Origin of the sequence: Mucilaginibacter sp. P25, assembly GCF_050859465.1 — a bacterium.
GTDB classification, from domain to species: Bacteria; Bacteroidota; Bacteroidia; order Sphingobacteriales; family Sphingobacteriaceae; genus Mucilaginibacter; species Mucilaginibacter gossypii.
Window position 1 is genome coordinate 4,455,806 of record NZ_CP193937.1, and the last position, 20,695, is coordinate 4,476,500.

The 20,695-nt window shown below is 41.5% G+C and carries 19 protein-coding genes, 1 tRNA gene and 1 pseudogene; 14 read left to right on the forward strand and 7 right to left on the reverse strand.

What is annotated here, in order from left to right:
- Positions 1–16: 16 nt before the first annotated feature.
- A complete protein-coding gene (gene istB, locus ACRQ5D_RS22490) occupies positions 17–763 on the reverse strand; it encodes an IS21-like element helper ATPase IstB (protein WP_432326671.1) in 747 nt (248 codons plus the stop codon).
- Positions 764–782: 19 nt separating this feature from the next.
- Positions 783–2,315 (reverse strand): IS21 family transposase, encoded by a 1,533-nt coding sequence (gene istA, locus ACRQ5D_RS22495; RefSeq protein ID WP_432326672.1) that lies wholly within the window; start codon positions 2,313–2,315, stop codon positions 783–785.
- 185 nt (positions 2,316–2,500) lie between these two features.
- Between istA and ACRQ5D_RS22500 the strand changes: the two genes are divergently transcribed.
- The 5 genes and pseudogenes from ACRQ5D_RS22500 to ACRQ5D_RS22520 form a co-directional block, all read left to right on the forward strand.
- Positions 2,501–3,562: a DUF932 domain-containing protein gene (locus ACRQ5D_RS22500; RefSeq protein ID WP_091170789.1), complete on the forward strand. Its 1,062-nt coding sequence runs from the start codon at positions 2,501–2,503 to the stop codon at positions 3,560–3,562.
- Between the two features lie 42 nt (positions 3,563–3,604).
- On the forward strand, positions 3,605–4,150 hold the full coding sequence (locus ACRQ5D_RS22505) for a hypothetical protein (RefSeq protein ID WP_091170793.1): 546 nt from the start codon (positions 3,605–3,607) through the stop codon (positions 4,148–4,150).
- A gap of 200 nt (positions 4,151–4,350) precedes the next feature.
- Positions 4,351–4,515, forward strand: coding sequence for a hypothetical protein (locus tag ACRQ5D_RS22510; RefSeq protein ID WP_176844506.1), 165 nt, complete (start codon positions 4,351–4,353; stop codon positions 4,513–4,515).
- A gap of 21 nt (positions 4,516–4,536) precedes the next feature.
- Positions 4,537–5,013: a recombinase family protein gene (locus tag ACRQ5D_RS22515; protein ID WP_432329838.1), complete on the forward strand. Its 477-nt coding sequence runs from the start codon at positions 4,537–4,539 to the stop codon at positions 5,011–5,013.
- Positions 5,006–5,260: pseudogene (locus tag ACRQ5D_RS22520) on the forward strand (recombinase family protein); the annotation flags it as partial. The gene ACRQ5D_RS22515 and the pseudogene ACRQ5D_RS22520, both read left to right, overlap by 8 nt.
- Before the next feature lie 734 nt (positions 5,261–5,994).
- On the opposite strand, the gene ACRQ5D_RS22525 reads toward ACRQ5D_RS22520, so the two are convergent.
- Positions 5,995–6,081 (reverse strand) — tRNA-Ser (locus ACRQ5D_RS22525).
- 171 nt (positions 6,082–6,252) lie between these two features.
- Positions 6,253–6,588 (reverse strand): hypothetical protein, encoded by a 336-nt coding sequence (locus ACRQ5D_RS22530; protein ID WP_091170798.1) that lies wholly within the window; start codon positions 6,586–6,588, stop codon positions 6,253–6,255.
- 727 nt (positions 6,589–7,315) lie between these two features.
- Here ACRQ5D_RS22530 and ACRQ5D_RS22535 point away from each other — a divergent pair.
- Entirely contained in the window at positions 7,316–7,816 is a 501-nt protein-coding gene (locus ACRQ5D_RS22535; protein WP_431200498.1) for a hypothetical protein, read from the forward strand.
- On the forward strand, positions 7,729–8,445 hold the full coding sequence (locus tag ACRQ5D_RS22540) for a hypothetical protein (protein WP_432326676.1): 717 nt from the start codon (positions 7,729–7,731) through the stop codon (positions 8,443–8,445). Before ACRQ5D_RS22535 ends, ACRQ5D_RS22540 begins: the two co-directional genes overlap by 88 nt.
- 14 nt (positions 8,446–8,459) lie before the next feature.
- Here ACRQ5D_RS22540 and ACRQ5D_RS22545 read toward each other — a convergent pair whose 3' ends face one another.
- Entirely contained in the window at positions 8,460–8,789 is a 330-nt protein-coding gene (locus ACRQ5D_RS22545) for an ArsR/SmtB family transcription factor (RefSeq protein ID WP_091170804.1), read from the reverse strand.
- A gap of 285 nt (positions 8,790–9,074) precedes the next feature.
- Here ACRQ5D_RS22545 and ACRQ5D_RS22550 point away from each other — a divergent pair, with 285 nt between their 5' ends.
- Entirely contained in the window at positions 9,075–12,509 is a 3,435-nt protein-coding gene (locus tag ACRQ5D_RS22550; RefSeq protein ID WP_143020815.1) for a beta strand repeat-containing protein, read from the forward strand.
- A 4-nt stretch (positions 12,510–12,513) separates the two neighbouring features.
- Positions 12,514–12,750, forward strand: a complete 237-nt coding sequence (locus ACRQ5D_RS22555) for a hypothetical protein (RefSeq protein ID WP_091170812.1) — start codon at positions 12,514–12,516, stop codon at positions 12,748–12,750.
- A 66-nt stretch (positions 12,751–12,816) separates the two neighbouring features.
- On the opposite strand, the gene ACRQ5D_RS22560 is transcribed toward ACRQ5D_RS22555, so the two are convergent.
- Positions 12,817–13,176: a DUF7009 family protein gene (locus ACRQ5D_RS22560; RefSeq protein WP_091170817.1), complete on the reverse strand. Its 360-nt coding sequence runs from the start codon at positions 13,174–13,176 to the stop codon at positions 12,817–12,819.
- A gap of 4 nt (positions 13,177–13,180) precedes the next feature.
- Entirely contained in the window at positions 13,181–13,909 is a 729-nt protein-coding gene (gene cobA / locus ACRQ5D_RS22565; RefSeq protein ID WP_091170819.1) for a uroporphyrinogen-III C-methyltransferase, read from the reverse strand.
- A gap of 288 nt (positions 13,910–14,197) precedes the next feature.
- Here cobA and nirB point away from each other — a divergent pair, with 288 nt between their 5' ends.
- The 5 genes from nirB to ACRQ5D_RS22590 all read left to right on the forward strand — a co-directional run bounded on the left by nirB (position 14,198) and on the right by ACRQ5D_RS22590 (position 20,641).
- Positions 14,198–15,928 (forward strand): nitrite reductase large subunit NirB, encoded by a 1,731-nt coding sequence (gene nirB / locus ACRQ5D_RS22570; RefSeq protein WP_431200502.1) that lies wholly within the window; start codon positions 14,198–14,200, stop codon positions 15,926–15,928.
- Positions 15,886–16,692 (forward strand): hypothetical protein, encoded by an 807-nt coding sequence (locus tag ACRQ5D_RS22575; RefSeq protein WP_431200503.1) that lies wholly within the window; start codon positions 15,886–15,888, stop codon positions 16,690–16,692. Before nirB ends, ACRQ5D_RS22575 begins: the two co-directional genes overlap by 43 nt.
- Positions 16,693–16,758: 66 nt before the next feature.
- A complete protein-coding gene (gene nirD, locus ACRQ5D_RS22580) occupies positions 16,759–17,109 on the forward strand; it encodes a nitrite reductase small subunit NirD (protein ID WP_090525796.1) in 351 nt (116 codons plus the stop codon).
- A 689-nt stretch (positions 17,110–17,798) separates the two neighbouring features.
- Entirely contained in the window at positions 17,799–19,247 is a 1,449-nt protein-coding gene (locus tag ACRQ5D_RS22585; RefSeq protein WP_431200504.1) for an alginate export family protein, read from the forward strand.
- 107 nt (positions 19,248–19,354) lie between these two features.
- On the forward strand, positions 19,355–20,641 hold the full coding sequence (locus tag ACRQ5D_RS22590) for an MFS transporter (RefSeq protein WP_091170827.1): 1,287 nt from the start codon (positions 19,355–19,357) through the stop codon (positions 20,639–20,641).
- Positions 20,642–20,695: the final 54 nt, after the last annotated feature.

Consider the following 20,695-nt stretch of genomic DNA (forward strand, 5'->3'; position numbering starts at 1 on the left):
TTAAAAGGTAATTTCATTAGTGGGTGTTTTCCGGTTCTACGTTACGTTTTCTTCTCATAGATTCTCCCTTTAGCTCGATACGGTGTGCATCATGAACGATCCGGTCCAGGATAGCATCAGCAATCGTTTTTTCACCGATCACCTCAAACCATTTACTGACCGGCAGCTGCGAAGTAATGATCAGCGAGGTCTTTCCGTGCCTGTCTTCAATGATCTCCATTAGTGCCGCCCTGCTTTGTGCATCAAATGGCTGGATACCAAAGTCGTCGAGTATGAGCAGTTGCTGGCGTTCGATCTTAGCCAGCTCTTTCATGTAGGAGCCATCCGCCTTGGCCATCTTGAGCTTGGCAAATAGTTTGGGCGTACTGGTGTACAATACCCTGTAGCCCAATACACAGGCCTGGTAGCCTACAGCAGAAGCAATATAGCTTTTACCGATACCAGTACTCCCGGTGATCAGCAGGTTCTCGAAGCGGTCAACAAACGTACAATCCGCCAGGCGCATGATCTGGTTGCGGTCAATACTTCGGTCAGCATGATAGTGAACATCTTCAATTGAAGCTTTATAGCGGAACCGGGCATATAGGATGGTGCGTTCAATACGCCTGTTCTGCCGGTCGTCCCATTCTGCATCTACCAGGTGGGCCAGCAGTTCATCTGCCGTGTAATCGTTTGTTTTACCGGTTTCCATACTGCTTTTAAAGGCATGGAACATGCCGAAGAACTTCATCTTCCGCAATTTGTCTAAGGTACTTGTGTTCATGTTATTGTTGTTTTAATGGTTATTTGTAATAGTCTTTTCCCCGGATATTACCATGATCAGGCATGGGTAGCTCATCGGCAAATATGCTTTCCTCATAGTTGTCCATCTTGTTTTCCAATATGGTTTGTATCGTTTTATAGCTATAAAGGCCATAACTGAGCCCTCGCTGACAGGCCATTATTAACCGTTCGTTCCCCGCTTTTTTTGCAAAGCCAAGTACTCCCAGGCAGGACTTGTAAGCCTGTTCGGGGTGTTGTTTACGCTCCAGTATCTGAAGGATATATAACCTGACATCCTCGTGGATGGAGGCCGCCCAATTGAGGAACATATCTGGCGTCCAGTCACTTTTGAAGCGGTGGGCACTGGCCATGTGTTCTTTGTCGGTCGTATAACCATAGGGGTTCTTTTCGCGCGGGTGCAAAGCGATACGCTCATAATTGGAGTAGATCTCCACAATGGTACGGGAATATAACAGCTTAACCCGCTTGCCAATAAAGCGGTAAGGCACACTGTAATAGTGCTTATCAGGGCCGAGATTGACATGGCCGTTTTTGATCACCCTGGCATAGAAGTGCTTTTTGAACTGGTAACGCAATACGGGCAGCGGTGCCAGGGTCTGGCGCTCGATCTCTTCAAACTGTAGTTTCCTGCTGTAATTGCGCCCCTTGAGCAACTGGCTATTATGGACTTCCAGGGCTTGCCGGATCGCCGTGTTGAGTTCTGATAAAGAATGGTAGATATGCTTGTTTAAAGGGGCGTATACCTTGGTATAAATGATCTTAACGGCGCCTTCTACCAATGCCTTGTCACGCGGGCGGTACGCCCGCGCTGGTAATATGGTAGTCCCATAATGGTCGGCGAAGTCCTCAAACGTTTCGTTAAGGGTTGGTTCATAGCGGCTGCTTTTGGTTACAGCCGCTTTCAGGTTATCCGGTACAATGGCGGCAGGAACGCCGCCGATAAAGTGCAGGGTATTCTCGCAGGCTGCGATAAAGTCTTCCTTTTGCTGGCTCATAACAGCCTCTACATAGGTGAGCTGACTGGCACCAAGGATTGCTACAAAGACTTCTACTTCAATGACTTCACCGGTTTCCTTGTCCGTATAGTTCATCTTTTCACCCGCAAAATCGACGTATAGCTTGTCCCCGGCCTTGTGATCCATGTGCATGGTCGGGTTGACCCTGGTCTTCCATTGGTTGTAATACGTGCAAAACTGGGTATACTTATAGCCGTCGGGAAACTCTTTGATATAAGCTTCCCACAGGAGCTGCCGGTTCATCCCGGTCTTTTTGAGCTCTTTATCGACGTGTGGAAAGCAGCGCAACATGGATTGCATACGGCTGCTTGGCTGGCTGTTTTCCCTGGTCTTGCCGAAAAGGTCTTCCAGTTCCTTATCATTCAGGTTATTAACTTCTTCAAAGGTAAAGCCGCTCTTCTTAAGGACCGCCAGGTACTTTCTTACGGTATTCCGGGATGATTCAATCTGGGCAGCTATAAATCGCGTGCTGCGACCCTGGCTGTTCATCCTTAAAATCTTTCTAATCTTACTCATGCTGATTGTCAAATTGGCCATCTTAGAACGGGTCTTTTGCCCTCAAAAGATGGTTGCTTCTACAGCATTTGCTACGCGTTTTGGTGGGTCAGTTTGCCCCGAAATACCATGGTCAGTTTGGCCCGAAACAGTGGGTCAGCTTGCGCCGAAATGGTGTGGTCTCATTCATCATAATCTCCAAAGTCATGGCACATAATCTCAATTATAACGAACAGGCTGGAAAACATAGTTTTTTCAGCGTAAAGGAAAAAGCATGGCACGGCCTGGGGCAGATCATTAGCCAATACCCAACGAGCGCAGAAGCGATACAACACGCCTGTTTAGATTACACGGTAGAAAAAAGGCCTTTGTTTACTTATGATACTGCAAACTACATAGGCAATACAGAAGATGGTATCATTATACCCGAAATTGAAGTGCCTGACTTCTTCGCTACAGTTCGCACCGATACCGAGCAGCCGTTGGGCGTGGTCGGTAAAGATTACGAGGTGATACAAAACGTGGATACATTCAGCTTTTTTGATAGCATTGTAGGCGGCAAAGGCGGCATTATGTACGAAACTGCCGGGGCTTTAGGTAAAGGCGAACGTATTTTTGTTACCGCCAAGCTACCCGATTATATCAAAGTCGGGCGCAACGATTGTATTGAAAAATACTTATTTCTGAATGCTTCGCATGACGGAACAGGGAGTATTTATATTGCTTTTACGCCTGTTCGCATTGTTTGCCAAAATACACTCAATGCCGCCATGCGTAACCATGTCAACCATGTAAAAATCAGGCATACCGCCAGCGCTTCCGATAAACTGAAAGAAGCGCACAAGATGCTTGGCATTACCAATCAGCTATCAACGGAACTGGAGGCGATTTTTAACCGCTGGTCACGGGTACGCATTACCGACCCTGAATTAAAGAAGCTGATACAATTAGCCATGTGCCCGAATAAGGAAACCCACGAAAAGTTAACCACCGGCAAACATGCGGAATTATCGAGCCAATTTAACAACATGGTCAGCAGTGTGTTTGATTATGCAATGACTGCACCGTCTCAGCAAGAGAGCACCGCTAAGGGTACACTATTCGGTGCCTATAATGCCGTAACGGGCTACTTTCAAAACGTCCGTAATTTCAGGGACGAGGAAAGCAAATTCAAATCCATCATGGGCGGTACAGGGTTGCAACGCAACCAAACTGCATTTGACCTGTGTGCCGATTTTGCCAAGCACGGCGCAAGCAGCTTAAACTAATAGATGGGGCAGTAATGCCCCTTTATTTAAATTAAAAAAATCATGAAAACGATAGATCAATTAACCAATGTCGAAAAAGCTAAAATCATTTTCGACCTGTTCAGGTCTGAAATGCCTGACTTTTTGGAATATGTTAACACTATAGCGGAAAAAATTGCCAGTAGCGAACAAGAAATGATTGCTAACTGGAATAATCCGTTTTTGAGTTATCAGCAATGGCTGAACCTGTCTTATCAGGTTACAGGAGTTATTAAACGTTATGCTAATGGGTTGACTAAAAGTGCTAACGTGTTTTCAGAACAGTTATTTGGTGGTTACTTAGCTATATTCAGCAACCATTGTTTAGAACAGTATGGTTTAAACAAGGCTAAATCACCACGCTTTGCGCTGGCCATACAATTGTTTTATCTGCCAGCTAAAGAGATTGAACAGCAAAGCTATAAATACTTGGTACTGGAAATGCACGGCGGGCCTGAATATGCTGCAATCTGCACGGATGAGGATGGCAACACGCTGGTTTTTGATAGTCGCGAGGATGCTGAAAAAGAAGCGGCAGATTGTCAGGACGGCTTAGTCGTCGAAATATAGCCTGAAAGGCCGGGTCGCCCGCTGCTGCTCCGCAGCAGACGGGCGTTGCTGTCGCAAGTAAAGTCCTTCGATGCTTTCTACTTCTCCCGCTATTATTTTGACACTTACGATAAGTATCAATTTCATCTTAGGGATACCGCTCGTTTTCTCTGAAATATCACTTACAACCTTGCAATCTTGATGGTTGATAAACTTCATTTATGGAACAAAAATCAGCTATAACTTGCACTGAAACTATAGATAAAAAGAATTCTGAAAATGAGGATTTTAGCAATAATTTCCGTAAATTATTAGCTGAAATTGTCTTGGAAATTATTATAAAAAGGAGAAAAAATGGACGCCATTGGGTATATAAGAATAAGTAAAAGGATCAGTCCGTTCACTCTATCGAGTATCAGGAAAAGAACATCAGGGATTATTGTGAGTATAATCATATTGCGCTCAACTCCATTTTTGTTGATGATGGTGCATCCAGCTTTACATTTGACAGGCCGGATTACAAAGCGTTAGAAAAATTCATCAAAGAACACCGTGGTAAAGTAAAATATCTTATTGTACTTGACCATGACCGCTTCAGTCGCAACTTGCCCGAAGCATTACAGAAAATAGAGCAGTTAGAAAAGACTCACGGTATTAAGGTAGTGGCAACCAGCGAGCCATTAGACATAGACACGTCCGACCCTTCCGTATTCCTTCTCAGGGCATTTAAATACCTTATCGCCAACCAGGAATTGCTAACCATACGTAGAAGGGCAAAGATGAGTGCGAGGCATGCACAGGAATCAGGGCGTTATCTGAACAAAGCGCCTTATGGCCTATCTGAATGGCAGGGGGAAAGATGGCAAAATGGTTTTGATGATTGACGAAACGAAAGCCTACATCATTCAAAAAATATTCAGGGATTATCTCGCGGGCGTTCCTCGTTATCTGATACATCAGGAGTTAAAAAATATAGGTTTTCCACAAAGCGGAAACGGAGCTATCTTTCGGATTTTGACAAATCCCCTATATGCTGGCTTAGTTAGAGTTGTAGCCCATGGGAAAAATCCAGAAAAGATTGTAAAGGGTATCCATGATCCCATCATTTCCGAAACGCAATATTGGCGGGTTCAAGACATGTTGGGTATCACCAAACGGGCGATGAAAAGCCATCCCAAAGCAGAATTCCCACTTAAGGGGATTTTACAAAGTCCTTGTTGCGGTTATAGTATGACAGCGGGCTGGTGTAAAGGCAAAAAGAAATACTACCTGTATTATCGTTGTATAAAGCATACCAGTACCAATATTTCAGGTACACTTTTACATGAGCAATTCAACAAACTTTTGATCAATATGAGTTTTTCGCAGGAACTGATTGATGAAATTGTCGATGATGTTAAAAGCGGCTTAAATGGAATGCAATCCGTTAGGGATAAGGAACTGGCCGATGTCGATAAGCAGTTGGGCTTGCTGTCAGAAAAAATGGAAAATGCCGAACAAAAAGTAATGGATGATACAATCAATGCCGATACCTATAAAAAATGGAATAAAAGGTTCACAGCGGAAAAAGCTCAATTAATGGCTCGTAAAGAAGAATTGGAAGATAGTTTAGAAGATTTTATCAATCAGGAACTATTAGTTTTGCCTTATCTGCTAAACCTGCCTCACATTTTTGAGGAAGCGACAATCAACCAGCAGCATGCTATTTTAAGGGAGGTGTTCAAACAAGGTCTCACGTTTAAAGAAGGTATATTTAGAACACCTCAGCTACATCCAGACTTCACACACAATAGGCTGAAATTAAAACAATTAGGGCTGCTCATTGATGAACAGCCCTATGATGATTTAGATAAAATCTCGTATTGCGGAGAGTTAGGGATTCGAACCCCAGGAACCTTTCACAGTTCAACAGTTTTCAAGACTGCCGCAATCGACCACTCTGCCAACTCTCCGGGCGCAAAAGTACAAATCTGAACCGAATTGCCAAATCTGAATTGGTACTTTAAGCACAGGTTAAGCAAATGTTATAACGAAGTGTCTGTTTATCAGGTTATTATAATTGATTTTTTTGCAATTAATCATTTTACGTTCAGAAATTCACCTCGATGTTCGTATAATCAAGTTTAATAATCCTGCAGATCATGTTCAAATCTTCTTATACTTTCAAATAGCATGGCAAATCCATCGGCCATTTGACGAAACAAGCGCTCGTCAATGCTGTATTTAATTGAGCCGCGTAAACCATGAGTCTTTAAAATACCCATCCGTTTTAATTCGGCAATGTGCTTGGTTATTGTTTCTTGGTTAAATGGGATGCTATATAAACTTTCTTTGGGCACTAAATTGCCGTTAGCTATAATAATACGAACAATGGCAATCCTGACCGGCAACGCAAGGGCTTTGGCAAAATTAGCCAGTTCGTTATCGGTATTTGAAAATTTTAAGTTGAAATAAGGCATAACTTGTATACACGATTTTTAAATAAATTAATAATACAGCGTTAATCGCTGTAAATGCAGGTATTAAGAAAACATTGTAAAAGGTACTGGCAGGTGAGAAGCTGATAACTCAGATTTTCCAGGTACAGGTAATGGAAAAAATGTTAGCAGCGTAAAAAACCTTGTGAGACCGAAATCTACTTTGAGTGTCATATTGTGATATGAGCCGGAACGGGCATAACTCACAGGTACGAATTAACCTGAATTGATTATTTAATGCAGTTAAGGTTTTGCCGAAAATGACCCGGGGGCGGGATAAAAAGAGAACAGGTGCCGATTTGCTGTTATTTGCACTCGAAATAACCGGATCGTTTTGTTTTACCGTTCCGTTGTTAAGCGTTAAATACTTTCCTGTTTTAGCATGACCTGCAATTTTGGGACATCGTGTAACATGCAAACACGAAAAAAAGAAATATCCTATTGCTATAAATAAGCATAGTATTCTTTTACCTAATGTTTCTGTCCCCATGCATCATAATTTTCCAATTCAAATCTATGCGCCTAGTATTAATAGTATGTTGTTAAACGATTAAAATAATATTAAGTCAATTGATGTTTTAATTTGCAATTTTGTATATTTAGACATAAACCAAAATGCTTTAACCCTTATAAGTAAAATGATGTGTTTGCTATGGGCAGATATGTTAAAATATTATTCCCTTGTTTGATACTTTTAAGTACAGTTAATTTGTTTGCTCAAAATAACAGTAGGATTTGTTTTGCTTTTTATGATGGTACATTTAATGCCGATGCTTTAACTATTAGGGATACCACAGGCGGACTATCGGTAAATAACATACAAAGCTTTTATATCAATGTTGATGCCGGTAATTATAAACCTCTACTTGATGCATTGTTGAGTTATAAACAAGATCACCAGCTTAATGACTGGCTGTATTACCAGCTCGTGCGTAAAACTGCCCAGCAGATAAGTCCTAAAGAAAAAAATTACAGTAGGTATACCTTGTATAAATGGTTCCTGATGGTTAAATCGGGCTATGATGCACGATTGGCGCTGGCCGGAAAAAAATCATTTTTTATGTCTACAACAATGAGGATGTATCAGATATTCCTTCTTATACGGTTAATGATAAAAAGTACATGTGTCTTAACATTCATGACTACCCGGGTACCGATCTTACAATACAACCTGCTATTCCTGTTGATATCAATGTGCCCGGTGCAATAAACTCATTTTCATATAAGGTTACGAGCATGCCTGATTTTACGCCTGCGGACTATGTTGAAAAGGACCTGCAGTTTACATATCGGCATAAGGCATACTATTTCAAGATTAAGCTTAACCCGCTGATTGATTCCATTTTCAGGAATTATCCGGTTGTCGATTTTGAATATTACTTCAATATTCCCCTAAGTAAAGAAACTTATGGATCGCTGATTCCTTTGCTAAAGAAAAATGTGGACGGCATGAGTATCAAAAAAGGCGTTGATTACCTGATGCATTTTACGCGATATGCCTTTTTATATGAAAATGATGATATGAATTTTGGCCGGGAGAAACGGTTGAGCCCCGAAGAAACGCTGTTTGCCCAATACAGCGACTGCGACGATCGTGCCGCGTTATTTTTTTACCTTGTTAAAGAAATATACAATTTGCCGATGATAGCGGTGTTATATCCAACTCATATAACTATGGCAGTGCAGTTTGATAAACCGATGGGGAAACCCGTGCTTTATAAAGGAAAAGCTTATTCCTTTTGTGAGCCTACGCCACAACCGCGTGATCTGAAGATAGGACAGGTATCTGCCTCGCTTAAACAGGTACCTTATAAGGTTGTGTATGAATATAACCCATAAATTAACAAGGCAGATCAGGTCTGCTGGTCCGCCTTGTTAATAGCACTGAGCATATTTTCAAACTCGGCTGTATATCTGTTCCAGGTTGGCCAGTTTACATCATACAACGATTTTTTACCATCAATTGCAACAGTGATCAGCTTGGCATCCATCAATTCTTTTAAATGATGGGATACCGTTGGCTGCGCTAAAGGGAGTATTTCAACTATTTCGCCGCAGGTAAAATGCTTGTGCTGTGCCAAAATGCGCATAATAGCGATTCTTGCAGGGTGCGAAAGCGCCTTTGCTACCATTGATATGTCCTGATCTGTTGCGGCAAACTCAGTCTTTTTATGATTAGCCATGTTTAAATATGAGTTACAAATATATAATTCATATTTAAACATGAACAACTCTCGGCCCAAGCCTTCATCCAATCTTCATAAGGTTGCATACGCTGATATTGCTCAACTGTAAATACGCTTTAAAATGAGCAAGATAGAGCAAGAGGTGTTAATTATAGGTTAATTCACATTTTAATTAAAAACCTTTGCGATAGGTTTTTCGTAAAACGTAACTATTAATAAATATGGGATAACTATGCACTTGCGGGATGTCTTTAAAACACCACGGAAATTTTTTTACTGCTTTTGATAAATCTTTTCTTTTGTGCTAGCAACGCCCTCGCTTCTTATACCTTTGCCTGGGATGGCAGTTCATCAACGGATTGGAATACTACGGCGAATTGGACTATTTCCGGCTCGGGAAGTGGAACAGCCACTTATCCGGGAAGTGGGGGCAGAACCGATGACATTGTTCAGTTTGGGGTAACCGGATCAATATATACCAATCAGCCGGTATTGGCTACAAGTGTAACAGTTGGCTCCATTACATTTGGAAGTATTCAATACATTTCCACTTACGTACTAAGCGGCACAACATTAACGGGAACCGTTTTAACTGTTAACGGCGCCACACTCACCGTAGCGGGAGATATTACCCAAAACTATAATTCAAGCACTTCAGGCACAAGCATTTTTAATGATATCAGGGGAACGGGAACTGTAACCTGCACCAACTTACAGTTTGGCAGCACTGCTTCTGTAACAACCTCATCCTTTTCGTTTTTAATCCTTGAAGCATCTGCTTTTACAGTAAGCAATAACGTTAATATTAATTTAAACGTTAGACAAATAAATGGCAGCGGTATCAGGCTTGAAGGAGGCACGATGACCATAAACGGGCAGATCAATTTTACCAACCGGGGCGTGACGGCCAGAAATTCAGGTTACTTTACGGTCAATGCCCGTACATCGTATAAAGTAACAAACACGAATACGAATCCCACATTAGTATTGGCTAATACGAGTGCTATTGGTACATTAGTTACCCCGTATTCTTCAGCAAACTTTTATGGCGACCATAACCCGGGTGGTAAGGCAACGGTCAGGTATACCGGCTCAAATCCTTTAATTTATACTACAGCCACACTTGGGTTTGGTCCTGGTGGTGGCGTAGTTAACACTAACGCTTCAACTGATCCTATTTATGATAACCTGGTGATCCAGGGGACGGGGACAGCGGTTATAGGTGGATCTGCAAGTACGGGGCAGACGAGTTATCTTAACGTCGATTCTACGCTTACGACAAACTCAAACGTCTCCTTTTCAAACCCCACAAATACTACCACTACTATAGGTGCAGCCGGATCAACAGCGGCCACGTGGACGAATAATTCGGCAGCAACCATTACCGGTGGTACGGGATCAATTGATATAAACGGAACACTTAGCAATGCAGGTACCATGAATATGGGTACGGGTGCTTTAAATATCTCGCGTAATTACACAAATACAGGTACGTTCACGCCTAATCCATCCGCGCTGATATCATTTGACGGTACAACCCAAACCCTTACAGACGCAACTGCCACGGGAACAAATTTTTACAATGTTACCTTCACCACAGGCGGAACAAAAACAATGGCCTCAGGAAGTACATTTACCGTCGCGCCAACTTATACATTAAATGTTAACTCATCGTCAACGCTTGCGGTAGGCAATGTCACATCGACCACAACGGCGCTTACCATACTATCCACCGCTGCAGGCGATGCAAGTATCGGCAGTCTTTCAGCAGGCGCCATTACGGGCAGTATCAATGTTCAACGTTATGTGAAAGGTACATTGCGTCGCTATATGCTAATGTCATCGCCGGTACTTAATACAACATCAACATTTTTAACAACCGGTTCGCTTAGCACCTATAATCTTTTACCGCTTATCGCTACAACGTACATTACCGGTCCAGGGGGTACAACAAATGGATTTGATGATGCTACAGCTACCGGCAACAGCCCTTCGGTATTTGTTTATGATGAAAACGCACCGGTTACTTCGGATGTAAATCAGGTATTGAATAATGAATACAAGCCTTTTAGCTCAACAAGCCAGGGTTTGCCACCTGCAAACGGTTTTTTATACTATTTCAGAGGGAGCAGGAGTGTAGCAAACCCCTTTGTAAGGCCTTTTCCGGCAACAGATAATGCTACGCTAAACTTTTTTGGAACTGTTATTAAAGGTACGGGGGCCAGCAATGCAACATTAACGGCCAATATTGTGAATTTTCCATCTACACCGCCAACTTATTATACCGCTACCGCGGTGAGTGCCCCGGCTACCTTGTCTTATCACACGTCAACACCGACTGTTAAACAAGGTTTAAACCTTATTGGTAATCCATATGCCTCGGTAATAGATCTGCATACCCTTTACACTGTAAACACTACTAATAAATTTTATTATATGCTGGTAAAAGATGCCAGTACCGGAACCAATAGCTCGTCAACCAAATTCGCGTTGTATGATGCCAGTACCGGATCTATTGGCACAGGAGCAAGCCGCTACGCTTTATCAGGGCAGGGATTTTTTACCGTTGCAACCTCTGCTTCAGCTATTAAGTTTGATGAAACAATGAAGGTAGCATACTCAAATTATAGCGGAGCGCTTCCATCAACCCCTGTATTTAATGTTGTTGGCAGCCCTTCAAAAAACATTACGGCTTCATTTGCAGCAAGCCCGGCTACCAATAATGTTGAAAGCAGTATTCCTCGTCTAACTATGAACCTGGTACAAGACGCTATTGTTCATAACTCTACCGACATCAATTTTGATGAAAACGCTACCGACAAGTTTGTGCCCGGTGAAGATGCGCCCTACTATCGGCCATCGGGGCAGGTTGATTTGTTTTACTCGTTAAGCAGCGATTCGGTAGGGTGTTTTGCTAATTACACAGGTAACCTCGAAAAATTAAAACGTGTGAATCTCATCGTTACTTTCTCTAATTATGGTACTTATAAACTCACCTCACCTGTAAAAAAGAACATTGACGAAAGATATTCCATCTATCTGAAAGATAAATATACCAATGATTCACTCGATGTTGTAAATAACGCCGAGTACGCATTTAAGGTTGATGCAAATCCGGCAAGCTATGCTCATGACAGGTTTTATCTTAAAATTGGTATCGTACCGGGACACGATTATCGCTTGCTGAGCTTTAACGGTAAAAAAGTAGCCGAAGGAATATCCCTTAATTGGGAAACTGATAACGAAAGTAATTTTACCAAATTCGCTGTTCAAAAAAGTGCTGACGGGGGCAAAACGTTTTTGACTATAGATAGCCTGCAGTCAACAGCTACCGGTAAGTATAGCTACACTGACCAAACTCCAGGCAGTGGCCAGATCGTTTATAGGCTTAGCCAAAACCTGGTAACCGGCGAAACTAAATTATCTGATAATCTAAATTTTGAAATACGGCCGGGCCCCGGTGTAAGTAAATTCCTGGTATATCCAACTGTGGTTTCGGCCAGTACAGTAAATATAAAGTTAGAACAAACATCTTCAAAACCTGTTAGGATAAGTATAGTTAGCCCTTCGGGCGCTATTGTCAGAAAGCTATCGGCTACTGGTACTAATACCTTTCAGGAAAATGTTAATAGTTTAGGCCGGGGACTTTACATAGTAGTTGCAGTTAATGAAAGCACAGGAGACAGGATTGGGAGCGGAATGTTTTTTAAACAATAACAGTATGTACGTATTATCTATAATTACATCAAAATGGAAAACAGTATTAGCTGTTATTATAATCAATTTGCTTACAGTATCCTTGAGTTATGCAGATCCGGGAGATGGCCTTTGCGATGGTAATGATGGCGGACCTGATGGTTGCCCGCTTGATACCTGGGTATGGATATTAATTTTAGTTGCGTTATTTTTTACCGTGCGGCATTTAAGGTTGAATAACCAATCCAAAGCTTCATCATAACTTCGGTTTAAATGATTTTTATTTACTGATAAAGTATATTTATCAGTAAATAAATTCACTCCAGGGTTAATGTTGAAGTTTTAAGCTCAATGGGTTAGGATAATTGTCGCTTTGGTCTTCAGCCACATTGTCAAGACATTTAAAATCTTTTTCAATAAGCAGGTACATTTGGTTGTTGTTGCTTTCGTAACCAACACGATCGGTGCTCGCCCATTCAACGGCCATCGCGGCTGGCATATACATAATTATGGTGTTATCGCTGAACCCGGCAGTTAAAAATTCAGTTGCAGAGCGTTGCAATGCATATTTAAATACTTGTGAACCAAAATTGGTGCTTTCTTCCAGATAGCCGTCCCTGTTAAAGTTTTGCACGTCTGTTTTGGTGAGGCGATAACGCAGTGAGTTTCCTTTTATCCTGATCTTCATTTCCTTAATTTTTTACGTTAACAACATCACCTATAATAATAATAGCGGGGTAAGTAAGCTGATTATCTGCCGCGATAGCTTCAAGGTCGCTTACTTTTCCTTTTGCAGATTTTTGTTGGGGCAATGAAGCATGCTGTATAATAGCTGCCGGTATATCCCCTTTGCCAGCTTTTATATAGGCTGATGCTATTTCTGCCAGCTTTTTCATCCCCATATATATAACAACTGTTGCGTTACTGTGCATGGCGCAGGTTAAATCGGCAGATAGGCTGCCGTCTTTTTTGGTGCCGGTAACCATCCAAACGCTTTCGCTCACTTGTCGGTGGGTTAGGGGAATGTCTTCCAGCCCGGAGGCCTGCATGCTGGTTACACCCGGTATGTAATGTGTGGTGATACCATGTGCACGTGCATAAATGATTTCTTCAAACCCGCGGCCAAATATAAACGGATCGCCTCCCTTTAACCTTACCACGTTACCTTTAGTAAATGCGTAGTGTTTTATCAGTTCATGAATTGTTTCCTGCGGTGTATAATCACCATAAGGTTGCTTGCCAACGTATACCTTTTCACAATCATCCCGGCTTATCGCCAGTAACTCTTTGTTAGCCAGGTTGTCATATAATATCACATTTGCCTGCTGTAATACCTTAAATCCCTTGATAGTCATCAAATCTGGGTCTCCTGGACCTGCTCCAAGTACAAAAAGTTCAGGATTTTGTATTTGTTTTTGCATTTTATTAAATTAGTGATTAAAAAATAGACTTTTAAGCCTTTATATTTTGGTGATTTTGTTAAAATAGCAAAATCAGTTTAAAAAATCTGTTTAAATAATGATGTAAATTATATTAATAGCACTAATTTATGAATTTAAACGTCAATAATCATGATTTATTTAACAAAAAATTGAAATTAAATTTTTATTTGATGCTTTTTTGAGTTATAATTGTAATATAAATGAAATCAAGGTCGCAGTTGATTCATTTTTAGTTTGAAAATTGCTTTAACATTTAAAAATTTCGATATGTCAAAACCAACCATCATTGTTGTTGGTAACGGTATGGTAGGTTATAAGTTTTGCGAAAAACTTTTAGCCAGATCAACACAGTTCCAAATAATTGTTTTTGGCGAAGAGCCGCGTCACGCTTATGACAGGGTGCATCTTAGTGAATATTTTAACGGCAAGACTGCTGATGATCTTTCGTTATCCACTTTATCGTGGTATTCAGATAATGGCATCGCGCTGCATTTGGATGACCCCATCCAGGAAATCAATCGCACCGAAAAAACAATCCACTCTTTAAAAGGCATTACACTTAAATATGATTACCTGGTTTTAGCAACCGGCTCATCGGCTTTTGTACCTGATATTCCGGGTATTGAAAAGGAAGGTGTGTTCGTGTATCGCACCATTGAAGACCTGGAGTTGATCAAGGCCTGCGCTGTTAATGCAAAATCAGGGGCTGTAATGGGTGGCGGCTTGCTGGGGCTGGAAGCTGCTAAGGCTTTAATAGATCTTGGCATTTCTGAAACGCATGTCATCGAATTTGCACCGCGCCTGATGCCGCGTCAGATAGACTCTGCAGGGAGTAATATGTTGCAAATGAAATTGAGCCAGCTGGGGTTGCATATCCACCTTAATAAAAGCACTGCTGCTATTACCGGCGATAAAAAAATCCACTCATTAAAATTTAATGATGATAGCCAGCTTGCTGTAGATATGCTGGTTATTTCGGCCGGTATTCGCCCGCGCGATGAGCTGGCTAAATTGGCGGGTTTGCATGTAGGTACACGTGGCGGTATTGTGGTGAACGAAAAAATGCAAACCAGTGATGAATGTATTTATGCTATTGGTGAATGTGCTTTATACGAAGGTATGATATATGGCCTCGTTGCACCCGGCTATGAGATGGCTGATATTGTAGCAGCTCATTTAACTGAGGCTGATAAGAGTTTTTATGGCTATGATATGAGCACCAAACTAAAGTTGATTGGTGTTGATGTGGCCAGTTTTGGTGATGCCTTTATTACTGAACCTGATTGCCGTACCATTTTGTTTGAGGACACGCATAAGGGGATTTATAAGCGCATTAACATTACAAACGATGGCAAGAACCTTTTAGGTGGTATTTTAATCGGCGATGCAGATGCTTATAATATGCTGCTGCAAACCGTTAATAATAAAATAGTACTGCCGCCGGATCCTGAAGATCTGATATTAGGATCAAGGGGAGGTGAAGCTAATGCAGGGGCAGGTGTAATGAGTTTGCCTGATGATGCGCTGATCTGCTCATGCGAGGCGGTTACCAAAGGTGCAATCTGTTCGGCTGTAAATGAGGGTGGTGTGACTGGTATTGATGGCATGAAAAAATGCACCAAGGCGGGTACAGGCTGCGGCGGTTGCGTACCATTGGTAAAAGATTTGATTGCCGGCACCATGAAGGCAAATGGTCAGTATATTAAAAATGTTATTTGTGAGCATTTTGATTACTCGCGCCAGGAATTGTTTGACCTTGTTAAAATAAACGGGCTGAAAAACTACGATCTGGTACTTGATCATTATGGCAAGGGCGATGGCTGTGAGGTTTGCAAGCCGGTTGTTGCCAGTATTTTATCCAGCTTATGGAATGATGTTATTGTAAAGCAGGAAGCAATACAGGATAGCAATGATCGTTTTTTAGCCAATATTCAAAAGGGGGTACTTATTCTGTTGTGCCGCGTATTCCGGGTGGTGAAATTACGCCTGATAAATTGATCGTGATTGGCCAGGTTGCTAAAAGATACGGGTTGTATACTAAAATAACCGGAGGGCAACGCATTGATATGTTTGGTGCGCACCTGAGCGATCTTCCTTTAATTTGGGAAGAGCTTATTGATGCCGGTTTTGAAAGTGGGCATGCTTACGGCAAGGCACTCCGTACTGTAAAAAGCTGTGTAGGCAGTACCTGGTGCAGGTTTGGCCTGCATGATAGTGTGACTTTCGCCATCGAGGTGGAGGATAGATATAAGGGGATCCGCGCGCCGCATAAAATTAAAGGTGGTGTAAGCGGTTGTGTTAGGGAGTGTGCCGAAGCGCAATCAAAAGATTTTGGAATTATAGCCACGGAGAAAGGTTGGAATTTATATGTGTGTGGCAATGGTGGCTCAAAGCCTCAGCACGCCCAGTTGTTGGCTACAGATATTGATAAGGAGACTGTAGTTAAATATCTCGACAGGTTCCTGATGTTTTATATAAAAACAGCCGATCAGTTAACCCGGACAGCAACCTGGCTTAATAAACTCGACGGTGGCATGAGCTATCTTAAAAATGTAATAGTAAATGACAGTCTTGGATTGGGCGAGCAGTTGGAAGAGGAAATGCAGGCATTGGTAAATACTTACCATTGCGAGTGGAAAGAAGCTATAAATAACCCTTCAATGCGCAAGCGCTTCGCTCATTTTATAAATGCGCCTGATGAAAAAGATCCTCATGCTCAATTTGAGCCAATGCGTGAACAGGTTCGCGCTAAGGAATGGTAGGTTTTATTAGGAAATCCCGAGTTTTTAGTTCAAAGTTAGATTGATCATTATTAAAAAGAAAACACAATGGAAGCAACAATAGCAACCCAATGGATCATGGCCTGTTATGTTGATGATGTGCCCGAAAATGGCGGATCATGTATTAAGCACGGTGATGAACAGATAGCAATATTTAATTTTACACGTCGCAATGAATGGTATGCTACGCAAAATCTTTGTCCGCATAAGCAGCAAATGGCAATATCGCGTGGCATGATCGGCAGTGCCGGCGAAAGCTGCGAGCCAAAAGTAGCTTGTCCTTTTCATAAAAAAACATTTTCGCTGCTTACAGGTGAGTGTCTGGGTGAAGAGGAATTGGTGATAAAAACTTATCCGGTAAAAATAGCCGATGGAAAAGTTTTTGTCGGAGTTGATTAAATGTTAGTGTATTTAGGCGGAAAATAGAACGAAATTTACATTAAGCGCCGTTGCCGAAAGGGGTAATGGCGCTTTTTTTGTGTTTTTGTTTAAAATTTTGGTGTATTTAATACACCAAGGCATTGGTTAATAAAGTCATGTTCGTTTTTGCTGTCTTATTTTGAATTTATTTTTCGAATTTTTAGAGTTTAAAGCAAATTTAAATGGCGTTATATCGATGTATGTGATTTTTTATAGTGATTTTATTTTGTTTAAATGGTTTTAATTTTGTTTTTGCGATGGTTTATTGATTTTTTATCTATTAATAAATTGTTAAAAATGCATTTCATCTGTTTTTGATCGTTTGTAATTTGAGTTTTTATCAAAAAATATAGTTTTTAATGATTTTAATCATAAAAATTCATTTTAAAAATCAATTATTTGTACGCAATCATTAAATAAGTTATATTTATCATAATTAAACAGATAAATAAATCAAAAAAGATTGAGCCTATGGTAAAAATCAAAAATTCATAAAAAAGCCCTGCCGGGAGGTCGCATTCCCAGACAGGGTTAAATAGTTTTTAATCGCTTTAACAAATAAAAAACCAATTCAAATGTACAAAAATGTATCTAATCAATACACTATTGGAAAAATTCTATTAATTATATCATGTTTCGTTTCTTATAATGCTTCTGCGCAGCTGTCTTTGACAGGGCAGATCAAAACAAGGGGCGAATTACGTGATGGTTATGGAACTTTAGAACCGGTAGGTAACAAAAACGCGGCCTTTGTGTCACAACGAACGCGGCTCACCTTTAATTACAAAAGCAGCAAGCTTATTTTTCAAACATCCGTACAGGATGTAAGGCTTTGGGGCCAGGATGCCTCAACTATTACTATCAACGATGGCAGCCGGCTAAGCCTTCACGAAGCCTGGGCCGAGCTGATCCTGTCCAACAAAAAAGACACTTCCTTTAAAAAATCACCTGTCGATTATTTCGCCATAAAAGCTGGTCGCCAGGAAATTAGCTATGACGATGAACGCTTGCTTGGTGCTACCGACTGGATTCAGCAGGCCCGCAGGCACGACGCCATCGTATTAAAACTTCTTCAATCAGGCTGGCAGGTTGATCTCGGCGCAGCATTCAATCAGAGTTCTGATGCTATTAATTATAACGGTACCTATTATACACCGGCCAATGTGCCCGCTACGGTAAAGGATAGCAAAGGTAATTTGGCTAATACCCCTGCCGGGCTTATCCCGCTGGTTAATGCATCGGGCGTTAGTGCCAAAAATGGCAATCTTTCATTTTTAAATCCTCCCGGTACTAATGGGCAAAACCAAAACTATAAAGCACTTGAATACCTCTACTTTGCTAAAAAATTTAATAAAACAAAGGTAACCGGCCTTTTCCTTGCCGATCAATTTGCCAAATACAAGCTCGATTCGGTAAAAAACGTATCAGGCGAAGATGTTGGTTATATATATGGCCGCCGGTTTAATCAACCAGGAGTTAATACCCGTTATACAACCGGGCTGCTTGTTAATCCCGTTTTCGGTAGCAAAGATGAATGGGCTGCTACAGCTGGATTTTATTACCAGGGAGGTCATGATCGCGACGGTGCTGAATTAAGTGCTTACACTTATACCGGGTCTTTATCATACAAAAGCAGTAACATGGCTTACACAGCCGGATGGGATTACCTGTCAGGAAATGATGCGCTGTCCTCTTCAAAAACCAATCACAGGTTTGACCCATTGTATGGTACCCCGCATAAGTTCTGGGGCTATATGGACTATTTTTATGCAGGCACCGGATCCCCAACCGGCGGCTTGAGCAACCCTTACGTTAAAATCAAATATCTTTCAGATAATAAGCGTTTTAGCGTTGATTTGGCTAATCATTACTTTCTGTTGGCTAAAGATCAGAAAGGAACAAACGGGCAACCTATCGACAAATATTTGGGTACTGAATTTGACCTCACCAACAGCTATAAACTTAACAAATTCACCGCTGTTGATCTGGGCTTATCCTACATGGCAGCAACTCACAGCATGGAGTATGCTAAAGGTTTAACGCCGGATAGCAGCAAACTGCACCCGTTTTGGGCGTACCTGCAGCTTAATATCAAACCTGAGTTTTTAAATAAGTAATGTAGGCTAAAAGCTTAAGGCTAAAAGCCGAAAGCGAGAAATGTTAAAAAATCAAAGTACAAACAAACAGCTTTTAGCCTTAGGCTTTGAGCTTTAAGCTTAAAAAAATGGAAAAACAACTTACCAAACTCAACATATTTTCATTGAAGGGTGTACAAATGCGCACCTTTCACATTACCTGGCTCATGTTTTTTGTTTGCTTTTTTGGCTGGTTCGGACTGGCGCCATTAATGCCAACCATCCGTGCCGAATTACATTTGAGTAAAGGACAAGTGGGTAACACCATCATTGCATCTGTAGCTGCAACAATTATTGCCCGCCTTATTATAGGTAAACTTTGTGATACCTGGGGGCCGCGCAAAACAGCCGTTAGGTTATTAATAATAGGGTCCTTACCTGTATTTCTTGTGGGTCTGGCGCATGATTACACATCTTTCTTATTGTTTCGGTTGGCAATCGGTGTAATAGGTTCATCGTTTGTAATTACCCAGTTCCACACTTCTATGATGTTTGCGCCTAATATAAAAGGTACAGCCAACGCGGTAACCGGTGGTTGGGGTAACCTTGGCGGTGGTGTAACCAATATGGTGATGCCTTTAATATTTGCTGCTATAGTAGGGGCTGGTTTTACCAAGGCCGAAGCCTGGCGGTATGCCATGATAGTTCCGGGTGTAATGATGCTGATAATAGCATTCGTATACTGGAAATTTACCAAAGACACGCCTAACGGTAACTATGATGAAGTAGGTTATGCCAAAACCAACCCATCAAAAACCGATTGGTCGATATTGGCCGACTGGCGTGTTTGGGCACTTACACTGGCTTATGCTATGTGTTTTGGTATGGAGATCACTTTTGATAATGTAGCTTCTCTGCATTTTGTAGATACTTTTCATTTGTCGCAAAGTTCGGCCGGTTTTTGGGCAGGTATTTTTGGCTTCATGAACATTTTTGCCCGTGCATTAGGCGGCATTGTATCTGACAAAGTTGGTGGCAAATTCGGAATGCGGGGCAAGGGCTTATTGCTTGCCGGCGTACTGCTGCTGGAAGGCATTGGTCTTGTTCTGTTTGCAAATTCGGGCAACCTTACAATGGCTATTATTTCCATGCTCTCGTTTGCACTGTTCCTCAAAATGTCAAATGGTGCTACTTATGGTATAGTTCCGTTTATCAATAGTAAAAATGTTGGGATGGTAAGCGGTATAGTAGGTGCAGGCGGTAACCTTGGGGGGATGTTGTTTGGGTTTCTTTTCAAGTCCGAACATATCACTTATATACAGGCATTTACTTACATCGGTATAACTGTTATGGTGATTTCCGTGATTGTGCTGATCACCCGTTTTCAAAAACAGGCTGAAGCTCAAACAGCAGATGAACCTGCTTTGGCTTTATAAGCTTAAAGCAAAAGGCCGAAAGCGAAAAGCAGAAGGCTGAATAAATAGAAAAGA